Origin of the sequence: Lacipirellula limnantheis (genome assembly GCF_007746075.1) — a bacterium.
GTDB lineage: Bacteria > Planctomycetota > Planctomycetia > Pirellulales > Lacipirellulaceae > Lacipirellula > Lacipirellula limnantheis.
This window is the reverse complement of the sequence record NZ_CP036339.1, coordinates 4446684-4459017: the sequence shown is the minus strand read 5'-3', so window position 1 is coordinate 4459017 and position 12334 is coordinate 4446684. Positions and strand designations below refer to the sequence as shown.

The following is a 12334-nucleotide window of genomic DNA, read 5'->3' as shown; positions in this document are numbered from 1 at the left end:
AAATCAGCCGACAGCCGCAGGTCAACCAGAGCCGCGGCCATGATCATTTTCTTATCTCGGTGCTCTCTGTGTCCTCTGTGGTAAAAGTCGTTGATGTAACCCATAAGACAGAGAGCGAACCCGCCGTGGCAAAAAAGAAACCGGAGGTCGAAGCCGACCAACTAAGCTTCGAGCAGTCGCTCGCCGAGCTCGAGCAGATCGTCGCCAAGCTGGAAGGCGGCAAGCTCGGGCTCGGCGACTCGCTGGCTGCCTACGAGCAAGGGGTTAGCCGGCTGAACGGTTGCTACCAGCAGCTCAAGCATGCCGAGCGGCGGATTGAGCTGGTGCAGTCGCTCGACGCCGACGGGCGGGCCAACACCGTTCCGCTCGATGATTCCGACGACGAGGATTTGACCGAAAAGTCGGCCTCTCGCAGCCGCCGGCGGACCGCCGGGCCCGGCCCGGCAGGTGCGAGTCGCGTGGACGATGCGGCCAGTTTGTTCTAGCATGGCAACTTGTCGGGAGGTCGCTTTGGTCCTCCTGTGCCACGCCGCCAGACGCCCATGTCCGCCGCTCCCACCTCTGAATCACCCCCGCTCGACGCCGCGCGTAGCGCGCTGATCGAGGCGGCGCTTCGCCAGGCGTCTCAGTTCGATGCCAACTGCCCGTCGCAGCTTGCCGAAGCGATTCGGTACAGCTTGCTGGCCCCGGGGAAGCGGCTGCGGCCTCACTTGGTCCTACTGGCGGCCGAGGCCTGCGGCGGACCCCAGGCGGTCGAGCCGGCCATCCCCGCCGCCGTGGCCGTGGAGATGATCCACGCCTATTCGCTCGTTCACGACGACCTACCGGCGATGGACGACGACGATCTCCGCCGCGGACGCCCGACCTGCCACAAGCAGTTCGACGAGGCGACGGCGATCCTCGTGGGCGACGCCTTGCTTACGCGGGCGTTCGAGGTGCTCGCGACCGGCATCCAGCCAGGAGAGCGGGCGGCCCGCTGCTGCACCTTGCTGGCCCAGGCCGCTGGGGCGGAGGCGCTGGTGGGGGGGCAGGCAGACGACCTGGCGGCCGAATTTCGCCATATCGGGCTCGAACGACTACAATCAATACATCGGCGGAAAACCGGGGCCCTCTTTCGGGCGTCTCTGGCGCTGGGGGCGCTCGCCGCCGACGGTTCGGGGGAGCAGGGGCAAGCTTTGGTGCTCTTCGGCGAAAAGCTGGGACATGCGTTCCAGATCGTCGACGACCTGCTCGACGTGAGCGGCGCCGAGGCAAACGTCGGCAAGCGCCTGGGCAAGGACCGGCGGCGAGGGAAGGTCACCTATCCGTCGCTGTTGGGAGTGGAGACGAGTCGCCGCACGGCGAGCGAGCTGATCGACCAGGCGTGCCAGGCGATTGAATCGTTTGGAGCGGCGGCTCAACCGCTCCGCGAACTGGCGGAATTCGTGGGACGTAGGAGCCGTTGATGTCGACGCTGCTGGAAACCATTCGCGACCCCGCGGATCTGCGCGGGATGTCGCTGCCGCAACTCGAGCAGCTGGCCGGCGAAATCCGCGACGTGCTCTGCGGGCTGATTGCTTGCCGGAGCGCCCACTTCGCGTCGAACCTGGGGGTGGTGGAACTGGCGATTGCGCTGCACCAGGCGTTTGACTTCAAGAGGGACCGCCTGATTTGGGATACGGGGCACCAGATTTACCCCCACAAGTTGCTGACCGGTCGTCACGCCGAATTCCAGTCGATGCGGACGAAGGGGGGCCTCATGGGATACCCCAACCCGGCCGAGAGCGATTACGACCTCTTCATGACCGGTCATGCCGGAGCGAGCGTCTCGACGGCGTTGGGACTGGCGAGCGGCGACGACTTTTTGCGACCTCAAGAGAATCGCCACACGGTCGCGGTGATCGGCGACGGCGCGTTTCCTTCGGGCGTCGTGTTCGAGGCTCTCAATAACGGCCGTCGGCAGAGCAAGAAACTGCTGGTGATCCTGAACGACAACCGGATGTCGATCTGCCCGCCCGTGGGGAGCGTCTCCGACTACCTTGACCGGTTGCGGATGAATCCGGCATACACGGGGCTCAAGGGCGAAATCGTTAAGATGCTCAATCGCGTCCCGCTCTTGGGCGATCCGGCGGAGCGGTTCTTGGTGCAGTTGAAAGAGGCCGCCAAGGCAGGGCTCAGCGGCGGCATGATGTTCGAGGATATGGGCTTTCGCTACATCGGCCCTATCGACGGACACAACATCGGGTTGCTGCGTAAATACTTTAAGATGGTCCAGCGGATCGACGGGCCGGTGTTGCTCCACGTCGTGACGGAAAAGGGCCACGGCTTTCTGCCGGCGGCCGCCGACCCGGTCACCTATCACGCGCCGCCGCAGTTCGAGCGCCAGCAGGATAAGTACGTCATCGCGAAGAAGGGCGTCTCGGCTCCCGCTTACACCAACATTGCCTCGCAGGCGATCTTCGATCAGATGCTTGCGAACCCGAAGGTGACGGTCCTCACCGCCGCGATGTGCCAGGGTAACAAGCTGGAGAAGGTACGCGAGGAATTCCCCGAGCGATTTTTTGACACGGGCATCTGCGAGGCTCACACTGTGGCGTTCGCCGCCGGCCAAGCGAAGGTGGGGATGCGGCCGATCGTCGACATCTACAGCACGTTTTTGCAGCGCGCGTATGATCATATTTTCCAGGAGGTGGCCCTGCAGAACTTGCCGGTCACCTTCATGATGGATCGCGGCGGCCTCGCCGGACCCGACGGGCCGACGCATCACGGGGTGTTCGACTTCGGCTACATGCGCGTATTCCCGAACATGGTCCTCATGGCCCCCGGCGACGCGGCCGACCTGCCGGCGATGCTGGACTTCGCCCTGAAGTTCGACGGACCGTGCGGCATTCGCTATCCGAAGGCGAGCGCCGTCGCGATCGCCCGGGAATCGAAGTCGATTGAACTTGGTCGCAGCGAAACGCTCCGCAGCGGCCTCGACGGCGTTATTGTGGTCTGCGGCGCGTTGGCCCAACGGGCGCTCGAAGCGAGCGATCGGCTTCGCGACGAAGGTCTTGACGTGGGCGTCATCAACGCGCGGTTCCTCAAGCCGCTTGATACGGAAGCGATCGTCGGCGCCATCCGCGATCTGCCGTGGGTCGTTACCATGGAAGAGGCGTCGCTGATGGGGGGCTTCGGCAGTGCAGTTCTGGAAGCGGCGGCCGACTTTGGCGTTGATGCGAGCCGCGTGCGGCGGCTGGGGATTCCAGACCTTTACATCGAGCATGGAGAGCGCGACGAACTGCTGGCTGATCTGGGCATGGACGTGCGGGGCATCGTGGCGACGTGCCAGCGGCTCGCTGCCGGGCTGCCGGCGTCTCAGTAGCCCGGCGATGTCGGGCGGGCTTAGACGTTCAGAAAGCGCGCCGGCCAGGATGGCCGGGCTATCTGCACAAAACCCGCGTTGATATGCTCTGCGGTATGACCGCACTCGTTTCCAAGCCGCCCTCTCTTGCCCGCCGACTTCGCGCCATTCTGCTCGTCGACGGCAGTCGGCAGGCCCTCGCCGACCAGGCCGCCCACCTCCGCGCGATCATCGAACGCCACCTCGACGTCGCCGCCTCGCTCGACAATTTTAACGAGCCCATCCCCGACGTCGAGGCCGACCTCATGGTCGTCTTCGGCGGCGACGGCTCGATCCTCCGCGCCGCGCGGCAGATGGGGTTTGCGCAACTCCCAGTGCTCGGCGTGAATTTGGGCCGCCTTGGCTTCCTCGCCGAGATTCAGCCCGAAGACTTGGACGAGATCCTCCCACAGATCGTCGCGGGCGAGTATCGCGTCGTGAAACACCTGATGTTCGAGTGCAGCGTGCAGCGCGGCGGGCGCGAGGAGTCGCGTACCCTGGGGCTCAACGAAGTGGTAGTGCTAGCAGGCCCTACGTTCTCGATGATCGAGGTGCAGCTTTACGTTGACGCTAAATTGGCGACGACTTATAGTTGCGACGGTTTGATCGTCAGCACGCCGGTAGGATCGACCGCGTACAACCTCGCCGCGGGCGGTCCGATCATGGAGAAGAGTCTGCAGACGCTTGTCGTCTCGCCGATTTGCCCCCACACGCTGACCAACCGACCGGTGATCGACTCGGCGGATCACGTCTACGAGTTGGCTGTCCCGCAGCCGAACGAAGGGACGACGCTGCTGGTCGATGGCAAGCCGATCGGGCAGGTGCTGGCCGACGATCGAATCCGCATTGAACGCTCGAGCGCCGAGTTCCAGCTGATTGAAGTTCGCGGGCGCGGTTACTATCGCACGCTGCGTGAGAAACTCGGCTGGGGCGGGCGATTGAAGTTGAAGGAATAGCACGCCGGTCCTTGGGCGCCACGCAGCCCCTGGCTCCGCCAGGGGGTCGCCCCACGTTGGACGACGCCTTGATTAGTAGCCACGCGACCCCCCGGCAGAGCGGGGGGCTGAAAAAGTCGGCTTCCCCGCAGAGGTCGACGCACTACCACTACCCGCAGGGAGGCGCGGTCGATGAATATCCACGCTGCTCGCACGAGCTGTCTCGTTGCTCTACTGTTCGGAGCCTTCGCTCCGCTGGCCATCGCCGTTGAAGCGTTGGAGACAACGTCGACGCCGGACAAGCCAGCCGACGCAGCCGCTCCCGCGACGGAAAAATATCTCCTGCGATATAAGTTCGCGATGGGCGAGGTGTTGCGGTACGACGTGAACCACGCCACTAAGACCCGCAACAACATGGAAGGGCACACGCAGGAAGTCGAAACGCAAAGCGAATCGGTCAAAGCGTGGAAGGTGACCGACGTCCTTCCCAACGGCGAGATGGAGTTCATCCATGTTGTCGAGTGGGTCAAAATGTCGAACGATTCGCCCGATACGAAGGCCAACGTGTACGATAGCCGTGAAAAAGCGGGCGTGCCGCGCGGCTTCGAGCAGGCGGCCCGAGCGGTCGGCGTTCCGCTCTCGGTGATTCGCATTTCGGCCGACGGCAAGGTCACCTTCCGCGAGCAAAAACACCCCCAGCCAAAAGTTCAGGAAGATATGCCGATCACGCTGGGCCTGCCCGAGGGGGAGATCGCCGTCGGCGAGAAGTGGAGCCACCCGTACGACGTCGACGTCCAGCGCAAGAGCGGCGCCAACCTGCAGATTCAGACCCGCCGCGTCTGCCAACTCCGTGAAGTGAAGAACGGCGTCGCCCTGATCGACGTGGAGTACCAGATCCTCACGCCGGTCGATCCCTACATTCGGGCCCAGTTGGTCGAACGACTCACCGATGGAACCGTTCGCTTCGACATTGCCCAAGGGCGGATCGTGCAGCAGGAACATAACGTCGACAAGCGGATCCTCGGCTTCGCCGGCAAGGCGAGCAGCATGCATTTTGTGTCGCGGCTCCAAGAACGGCTGCTGGCCGACGAAGAAGAGGTTAAGAGCGAGATCCGACAAGCGTCGGCGCAGATCGAAAAGTAAGCCGGCGTTCCCGGCACCGATGAGGTTCGCGATGCTACTGGCTGACGTTCACGTCGTAGAAACTGTCACGCGGTCGGGAATCGGCCTGGGGTCGGCCATTGCGGTGGTTTGTTCGTGGCAGCGGAATCGGTCGATCATCTTTGCCGCCGTTGCCGGCATCTTTGGCTGGTTTTACGTCCTATATTTCGCGTTGACGCGACAGCCCGATGAAGAACTCAAGTAAGCGCGGCGAGTTGCCAGCCCTCGTATATAAGGCGATCGAGGCGTATCGATGAATTCACTTTGAGGCAGTCTCGAAGTTGAGTTGCGTCGAGGAGACGGGAGCTACTTTGGCGCCCTACTAGCCTGCACGGCGCCGCCTTCAACCTCGTGAACGATCACAATGTCGTGGACGCCGGTTGCATTGGGGCTGTCGGGGCCCGCCGCCAGGTGAGAGCCCCCCACGATCACTAGCCGGTCGCCTTTCTGGGCAAGGCCGGCCTCGCAGGCCCAATCGTCGGCGTGGCGGATCAGCTGCTCCACATTGGTCGCCGGTGCGCCGCGGAGCGGCGTGACGCCCCAGTAGAGGCACATCTTCCGCAGCGTCGTTTCGCTCGTGCTGACGCCGATTGTCGGCACAAAACTGCGCTGTTGTGACAGCGCCAGCGCCGTCCGGCCTGAATGACTCGCGACGACCACCAGCTTCGCTCCCAAGGCGTAGGCCATCGTCCCGGCGCCGCGGACGACGGCGCGTGTAATTTCCTGCAAGTTGTCGGCCCGCGGTCGCGTCATCTCGCGCGGCGGGCGGCCCGCGATGCTTTCTTCGGTCACCTGAGCGATCCGGTTCATCATCTCGACCGCTTCGCGCGGGAATTTGCCGATGGCGGTCTCGCCCGAGAGCATACAGGCGTCGGCTCCGTCGAGAATCGCGTTGGCGACATCGGTCGCCTCGGCCCGCGTGGGGCGCGGCGACTCGTGCATGCTGTCGAGCATCTGCGTCGCGATGATCGCGGGCTTCTGCAGTTCCTGGCAGACGCGAATGATCCGCTTCTGCTCCAACGGCACGCGGGCGACGTCGATTTCGACGCCCAAATCGCCGCGGGCCACCATGACGCCATCGGCTTCGGCGACGATTTCTTCCAGTCGCTGCAAGGCCTCGCGTTTCTCGATCTTGGCGATGACGCCCGCTTTGGAACTGCTCGATCGAACAATGTCTTTAAGGGTGCGCACTTCGTCGGGCGAGCGGACAAAACTGAGGCTGATGTAATCGACGCCGGCCTTGGACGCCCAAATGGCGTGCTGGTGATCCTCGACGCTGATGGCCGGCGCGCTCAACTTCACGTCGGGCAAATTGATCCCCTGGCGGCTGCGAATCGTGCCCCGTTGCAGGACCGAGGTCCGCACGCGCCCCGGCTTCACCTCTTCGACGCGCATGCTAACGGTGCCGTCAGCGAGCATCACAATATCGCCGACCGACAACTCCTCAAGTAGGGGCTCGTACGTCGCCGTCAATTCGTTGGGCGCCTTCGACTCGTCGTCGACAAAGAAGAATTCCTCGCCGCGGCGGCAAAAGATGCTTTCGCCCGGAATTTCGCCCAGCCGGATCTTCGGGCCGCCTAAATCAGCCAAGATTGCAATCGGTTGATTCAGATCGCGGCTCACTTGCCGAATCCGGTCGACGACGACTTGCTGCTGTTCGGGCCCCCCATGGGCCATGTTCAGCCGAAAGACGTCGGCGCCCGCCATCACCAACTCGGTCAGCTTGTCGACCTCGCTGCACGCGGGGCCGACGGTGGCGACGATCTTCGTACGAGCCCATTGAGCGCGGGGCGCGGAGAGGGGATTTCCATCCATGAGAATTCCACGACAGGTTGGGCCGCGACGGGCGGGCGGGAAAGGCGGGAGGCTGGGCTGTATTGTGGCCCCTGGACGGCGGAATGGGAATACGGTCAACTCACCATCGGTCCTCGCCGCGGCAGGCCGTGTTTAGCCTTTTCTACTAACTTGCGCGCCTCTTGAAGTCGACCGCAGGCGGTCGGCCGATTTCATGTCGTATTGGCACGAGAAAGTATGCGTCGTTTCCGGCGGCTCGGCGGGACTGGGGTTGGCCATTGGTCGCGCGCTAGCCGAGCAAGGTGCGCGCATCGTGCTTACTGCGCGTCGACAGGAGCTGCTCGACGCTGCCGCCGCCGAACTAAGTCGCGCCGGCGGCGCCGTTTCGGCCATTGCCGGTGACATGGCCTGGCAGGAGGACGTCGATCGCGTCGCCGCCGAGGTTGCACAGAAGTTCGGCCAAGTCGACATGCTCTGCAATTGCGCCGGCCGCTCGACGCGGGGCCTGGCGCTCGACGCCACGCCGGAAGATTTTCAACAGCTGCTCGACGCCAACTTCATGACCACCGTGCGCGCGACGCGAGCCTTTGCCCCGCTGTTGCTGGCGAGTCGCGGCCATCTGGTGAACGTCGGCTCGCTGGCGAGCAAACTGGCGCCGCGCTTCACCGGGGCCTACCCGGCCAGTAAATTCGCGGTGGCCGCGTACACCCAGCAGCTGCGCTTGGAACTTGCCGAGCAGGGCCTGCATGTGATGCTCGTCTGTCCCGGCCCGATCAAGCGCGACGATAACGGCAGCCGCTACGCCGCGGAGGGAGCGAACATTCCGGCGGCTGCGCACGCGCCAGGGGCGGGCGCTCACATCAAGGCGATCGATCCCGACTGGATGGCGGCGCGAGTTCTGAAAGCATGCCAGCGCCGCGAGCCCGAGCTCGTCGTCCCGAGCCGCGTGAAATGGCTTTGCGCGCTCTCGCAGCTTTGGCCCGGGTGGGGCGACCGGTTGCTGCGGCGCTCGACGAGCGGATAAAAGCCACCGACTCCGCCGGTGGACGAACCATTCGTAGACGTAGCATTGGTCGCGCATCGTCCACCGGCAAAGCCGGTGGTTTTCAACGCGCAACAAAAAAAGGGCCCCACTTGGCCCTGCGAGGATGCCAAGTGGAGCCCTTCGTCGTGCGTCCCGACTCGCAACTGCCCCGTAGCGGGAAAAGTTGAGCGCCATACCTTGGCGCGCCGTGCGAGAGCTTCGGCACGTCTGGGTCGCCTGGGAGAGCGGATGCTGCGCGAGTCCGCTGACGAGCGACGTGCCTTGTCCGACGACACAATCTAATGCACTCCGCGTGCCACTCGCTCACTCACAGGAGAGGACGCGGTCATTGCTCAGCGAGAACTCGCAAATCGTCGAAGATTCCAGCGATTAACTGTGCCACGAAGCTGTGCTTCAATCGCAGTGCAGTGGGCGGAGCCCCACGATCGCTTGTAGCTCTTACAAGAATGCTTGCACTTAGTGGCAAGCATCAACGAGCGCTCAGCGAATGACTCGCAGCAACTGCACCATGAGCGTCGCCGAGCCGATCAGCGCCAGAATGTTTTTTCCTGACTCAAGCCAGGCGATGTCGGACGCGCTCGTGTGCGCGTGGGGTACCCCAGTCTTCAATATCGCCGTATCCGTTGCCGCCGGCATCTTCGGAGCGTTGACTTCGCTTGTTAGAACGTCGACAGATTGCCACTGACCGTCGACTGGCGTCGCGTCCGCGGGCAGCGTGCTCGGCGCTGGGTCGCCGCTGCGCTTATGCTCCCGAGGTGCGCGGTCTGCGTGCCGCGCCTCGCTAGTGCTCACGAGCATGGCGCTGACTTCGTGGTTGAAGGCGTCGGCCTCCAGCGCCGACTGCGGCGCCTCGGCATGGGCCATCGCCGCCGTCCCCTGCGTGCCGCTGCCAATGTTTGGCGCCAGGCTCGCGAGGAAGTTTTCCACCCGGCCGCCAAAGCTCCCCAGCGTCGTCCCCTGCCCCGCCCCGAATAGCACCCCCGCCAGTTCACCGCGAGCGTTGAAGATGGGTCCGCCCGAATCGCCTTGCCTTGCTTCGACGTCGAGCTCGACCATGTGCTGCGGCAGTTCGACCTTCGGCGCGTAGTACTGCGTGCAGCGGCCGGTCGCCGCCCGGTAGTTGCCTAACCCATAGCCGCAAATGGTCAACTGCTCGCCTGGTTGCGGCGCCCGCGTCGCCAGTCGCACCGGCGCTGCCGGGGGACGCCAAATCACCAGCGCCGCCAAGTCCCAATCGGCGTCGACCTTGAGCGGCCGCGCCTGCGAGCGAAATCCATCGGGAAAGACGACCTCGACTTCTCCCATGCCGTCGCGGACGACGTGCCAGTTCGTGACCACCAGACCATACTGTTCGCGAACGTCCACCAGCGTGCCGCTGCCGTAAGAGGTCGCGTCTCCTTCGGGAACGACGATCCGCGCCACCGCCGGATGGGGTTGCTGGCTCGTGAAGTCGATGCTCGAGGCGACAGACGATTCAAACGCGAGGTGTCCCCGTCCAATCGGCTGAGGAGCGCCCAGCGTTCCGGCGACTGGATCGGCGGTCACGACGCCAGGCTGCCAGGCGAATAGACAGAGCGACGCCATTGTCGCCGCAATCACTCGGCAGGCAGGAGATGATTTGGCCACCGAGTACTCAGAAGATGAGAGAATGCGTCGCTACACTCCGTCTCAGTGATATGCGGAAAGCTGACAGCCTGCGGCTGGTCGCTGACCGCATCGTCCCCTCACCGCCCATTACGAGCTTCGTCGGCCGCGGCTTTGCGCGTCTGCTCGTTGGAGACGATCATCCGCAGCAAGCGGGCCTTTAGTTGCTCGGCGTCGTCCTCGCGTCGCTGCGAGTTTCCGCTTCCAGGCGACCTGACGACCGCCGCCGGTTCGCCTTGCGTCGCAGCGAGGCGACCCCAGCCGGTCGAAGGCGACGGAATAATTGGCGTGATGGAATCCATGCGCACTCCTTAGGCGGCAATGGGACGCCCGCCGCGGAGATCCGCGTCGCGGGGCGGGAAGTCCTGGCCGCCGTTGTAGAGCAATTTCAAACGCTCAAGCTCGGCTCGAAACGCGTTCTCCGCCAATCCTGTGAGCGTCAGCCGCGCAGGATATCCAGCCAGGAAGACCGCCGCGTCGCGAGCCTCGTCGAGCAAATCCTCGGGGAGGTACAACGTGGCGCGAACTTTGGGCGATGGTCGTCTGTGCATGGCGGCATCCTTGCGGCTAGCGTCTCCGGAGTTGTTCATCGAACGAAATGCGGGCGTTGCATCAAACGTCTGACGTTCGCCGAACTAGCTTCGCCAGACGTTAAAACCGGCAGGCGCGTGGCGACGGACGGCGGCTCGTTGAGCCGCGGCTACATGGACGCCCCGCGCGGAGTTAGAATCAGGGATCCGCGAACCAGAGCCTTGCCCCACAGGTCAGGTAGGCTGTCATACCTGTCCCCGCCCCAACCAACCTCTCGCCTCCGACGTCGGAACACTCCCCCGCCATGATCGCCATCGTCGACTATCAAATGGGCAATCTCCGCAGCGTTCAAAAGGGGTTTGAACGGGTCGGGCACGCCGCCGCGATCACGTCGGATCCGCGGGTGTTGGAACAGGCTGACCGTGTGGTCCTTCCCGGCGTGGGGGCGTTCGCCGACGCGATCGCGGAAATTCGCCGCCGCGAACTGATCGAGCCAATCCGCACCGCCATCGCCTCGGGCAAGCCGTTTCTCGGAATCTGCTTGGGGCTGCAGATGCTCTTTGACGTCAGCTACGAGGACGGCGAGCACGAAGGCCTGGGAGTGATTGCTGGCGAGGTTCGCCGCTTCGATGTGCCTGCTGAGTACAAGGTCCCCCACATGGGTTGGAACCACGTCAAGCAATGTCGCCCCGCGCCGATCTTCCAAGACATCGCCGACGACGCGCACTTCTACTTCGTCCACTCGTACTACGTCGTCCCCCAGGACGTAAGCGTGATCGCGGGCGAGGCGTCGTATCCTGAACCGTTCTGTGCGGCGATCTGGCGCGATAACCTATTCGCGACGCAGTTTCATCCGGAGAAGAGTCAGGCCGCCGGGCTGCAGTTGCTAAAGAACTTCGCGGAGTTCTGAGTGCGAGGAATAGGCCGCAGGTTTTGGCCAATCTGGCGGATAGACTCGGATGCCGCGAAGAGTTGAAGTCTTGCCGCGTGATGGCGTCGAGCCCATCCGAATCAGCGGCCTATTCGGCTTCGCAGGCACGGCAGCCGCTTGAATTTGGCCAATCCCTCTGCGATGATTCGGGTAGTCAGACCGTCAGTACTCACCCCTGCTAACGGGGTCGTCCACCATGCAGCTTTGGCCCGCAATTGATCTGTTAGGCGGCCGCTGCGTTCGCTTGCAACAGGGCGATTACGCTCGCGAGACGGTCTTCTCCAACGATCCGGCGAGCGTCGCCGCCGGCTTTCAGCGCGACGGGGCGAGGCATCTCCACCTAGTGGATCTCGATGGCGCCCGGGCGGGGAAGCCGCTGAACCTCGACGCGGTGCGCGCCATCCTCGCGGCGGTCGACATGGAATGCGAGCTCGGCGGCGGCATCCGCGATGAAGCGACCATCGAATCGCTGCTGGAACTTGGGCTATCGCGAGTCGTCCTGGGTACCTCGGCGCTCAAGCAGCCGGAGTGGTTCCGCGACATGATCGCGAAGTATCCGGGAAAGCTGGTCTTGGGAATTGACGCGCGCGACGGTTTCGTCGCCACTCACGGCTGGCTCGAGACAAGCACCGTCCAGGCGGTGGAGTTCGTGCAGCTCTTCGCCGACGATCCGCTCGCGGCCATTATCTACACCGACATCGCGACCGACGGCATGCTGCAAGGGCCGAACGTCGAGGCGATGCGCGAGATGCAGGCGTCGGTTCGTCTTCCCGTCGTCGCGTCCGGGGGCGTAACGACGGCTCAGGACGTCGCCGACCTGGCCGCCGCGGGGCTCCACAGCGCCATCATTGGCCGCGCGTTGTACGCCGGCACGCTCACGCTCAAAGAAGCCCTGGCCGCCGCGAAGACGCCGATCGCCAGTCCGACTTAAG

Annotated in this window: 13 protein-coding genes; 9 read left to right on the top strand and 4 right to left on the bottom strand. The window is 64.0% G+C overall.

Annotated features, from left to right (window positions below; all coding sequences use genetic code 11):
* Positions 1–125: 125 nt before the first annotated feature.
* The 6 genes from xseB (at position 126) to I41_RS17175 (ending at position 5662) form a co-directional block, all read left to right on the top strand.
* Positions 126–485, top strand: coding sequence for an exodeoxyribonuclease VII small subunit (gene xseB, locus I41_RS17200; RefSeq protein ID WP_168206968.1), 360 nt, complete (start codon positions 126–128; stop codon positions 483–485).
* 57 nt (positions 486–542) lie between these two features.
* The gene (locus tag I41_RS17195; RefSeq protein ID WP_145434140.1) at positions 543–1445 is read left to right on the top strand and encodes a polyprenyl synthetase family protein; all 903 of its coding nucleotides are present in this window, start codon (positions 543–545) and stop codon (positions 1443–1445) included.
* Entirely contained in the window at positions 1445–3343 is a 1899-nt protein-coding gene (gene dxs, locus I41_RS17190) for a 1-deoxy-D-xylulose-5-phosphate synthase (protein ID WP_145434139.1), read from the top strand. Before I41_RS17195 ends, dxs begins: the two co-directional genes overlap by 1 nt.
* Before the next feature lie 95 nt (positions 3344–3438).
* Positions 3439–4317, top strand: a complete 879-nt coding sequence (locus I41_RS17185; RefSeq protein ID WP_246133692.1) for an NAD(+)/NADH kinase — start codon at positions 3439–3441, stop codon at positions 4315–4317.
* Between the two features lie 171 nt (positions 4318–4488).
* Complete coding sequence (locus I41_RS17180) at positions 4489–5439, top strand: hypothetical protein (RefSeq protein WP_145434137.1); 951 nt, start codon at positions 4489–4491, stop codon at positions 5437–5439.
* A 31-nt stretch (positions 5440–5470) separates the two neighbouring features.
* Positions 5471–5662, top strand: a complete 192-nt coding sequence (locus I41_RS17175) for a hypothetical protein (protein WP_145434136.1) — start codon at positions 5471–5473, stop codon at positions 5660–5662.
* A 101-nt stretch (positions 5663–5763) separates the two neighbouring features.
* Here I41_RS17175 and pyk read toward each other — a convergent pair whose 3' ends face one another.
* Complete coding sequence (gene pyk, locus I41_RS17170; protein ID WP_145434135.1) at positions 5764–7272, bottom strand: pyruvate kinase; 1509 nt, start codon at positions 7270–7272, stop codon at positions 5764–5766.
* A 193-nt stretch (positions 7273–7465) separates the two neighbouring features.
* Here pyk and I41_RS17165 point away from each other — a divergent pair, with 193 nt between their 5' ends.
* Positions 7466–8275 carry an SDR family NAD(P)-dependent oxidoreductase gene (locus I41_RS17165; protein ID WP_145434134.1) on the top strand — a complete coding sequence of 270 codons (810 nt, stop codon included), beginning with the start codon at positions 7466–7468 and terminating at the stop codon, positions 8273–8275.
* A gap of 501 nt (positions 8276–8776) precedes the next feature.
* Here I41_RS17165 and I41_RS17160 read toward each other — a convergent pair.
* The 3 genes from I41_RS17160 to I41_RS17150 all read right to left on the bottom strand — a co-directional run bounded on the left by I41_RS17160 (position 8777) and on the right by I41_RS17150 (position 10491).
* Positions 8777–9922, bottom strand: a complete 1146-nt coding sequence (locus I41_RS17160) for a S1 family peptidase (protein ID WP_145434133.1) — start codon at positions 9920–9922, stop codon at positions 8777–8779.
* Between the two features lie 98 nt (positions 9923–10020).
* Positions 10021–10242: a hypothetical protein gene (locus I41_RS17155; protein ID WP_145434132.1), complete on the bottom strand. Its 222-nt coding sequence runs from the start codon at positions 10240–10242 to the stop codon at positions 10021–10023.
* Between the two features lie 9 nt (positions 10243–10251).
* The gene (locus tag I41_RS17150) at positions 10252–10491 is read right to left on the bottom strand and encodes a hypothetical protein (protein WP_145434131.1); all 240 of its coding nucleotides are present in this window, start codon (positions 10489–10491) and stop codon (positions 10252–10254) included.
* A 284-nt stretch (positions 10492–10775) separates the two neighbouring features.
* Here I41_RS17150 and hisH point away from each other — a divergent pair, with 284 nt between their 5' ends.
* Together hisH and hisA are read left to right on the top strand one after the other, a co-directional pair.
* The gene (gene hisH / locus I41_RS17145; RefSeq protein WP_145434130.1) at positions 10776–11381 is read left to right on the top strand and encodes an imidazole glycerol phosphate synthase subunit HisH; all 606 of its coding nucleotides are present in this window, start codon (positions 10776–10778) and stop codon (positions 11379–11381) included.
* A gap of 217 nt (positions 11382–11598) precedes the next feature.
* Positions 11599–12333: a 1-(5-phosphoribosyl)-5-[(5-phosphoribosylamino)methylideneamino]imidazole-4-carboxamide isomerase gene (gene hisA, locus I41_RS17140; RefSeq protein WP_145434129.1), complete on the top strand. Its 735-nt coding sequence runs from the start codon at positions 11599–11601 to the stop codon at positions 12331–12333.
* The last annotated feature ends 1 nt before the right edge of the window (position 12334 follow it).

Bases quoted from the DNA above. Each gene is read 5' to 3' on its own strand.
- I41_RS17195 (WP_145434140.1), top strand. From the start codon at position 543: ATGTCCGCCGCTCCCACCTCTGAATCACCCCCGCTCGACGCCGCGCGT.
- dxs (WP_145434139.1), top strand. From the start codon at position 1,445: ATGTCGACGCTGCTGGAAACCATTCGCGACCCCGCGGATCTGCGCGGG.
- I41_RS17185 (WP_246133692.1), top strand. From the start codon at position 3,439: ATGACCGCACTCGTTTCCAAGCCGCCCTCTCTTGCCCGCCGACTTCGC.
- I41_RS17180 (WP_145434137.1), top strand. From the start codon at position 4,489: ATGAATATCCACGCTGCTCGCACGAGCTGTCTCGTTGCTCTACTGTTC.
- I41_RS17175 (WP_145434136.1), top strand. From the start codon at position 5,471: ATGCTACTGGCTGACGTTCACGTCGTAGAAACTGTCACGCGGTCGGGA.
- pyk (WP_145434135.1), bottom strand. From the start codon at position 7,272: ATGGATGGAAATCCCCTCTCCGCGCCCCGCGCTCAATGGGCTCGTACG.
- I41_RS17165 (WP_145434134.1), top strand. From the start codon at position 7,466: ATGTCGTATTGGCACGAGAAAGTATGCGTCGTTTCCGGCGGCTCGGCG.
- I41_RS17155 (WP_145434132.1), bottom strand. From the start codon at position 10,242: ATGGATTCCATCACGCCAATTATTCCGTCGCCTTCGACCGGCTGGGGT.
- I41_RS17150 (WP_145434131.1), bottom strand. From the start codon at position 10,491: ATGCACAGACGACCATCGCCCAAAGTTCGCGCCACGTTGTACCTCCCC.
- hisH (WP_145434130.1), top strand. From the start codon at position 10,776: ATGATCGCCATCGTCGACTATCAAATGGGCAATCTCCGCAGCGTTCAA.
- hisA (WP_145434129.1), top strand. From the start codon at position 11,599: ATGCAGCTTTGGCCCGCAATTGATCTGTTAGGCGGCCGCTGCGTTCGC.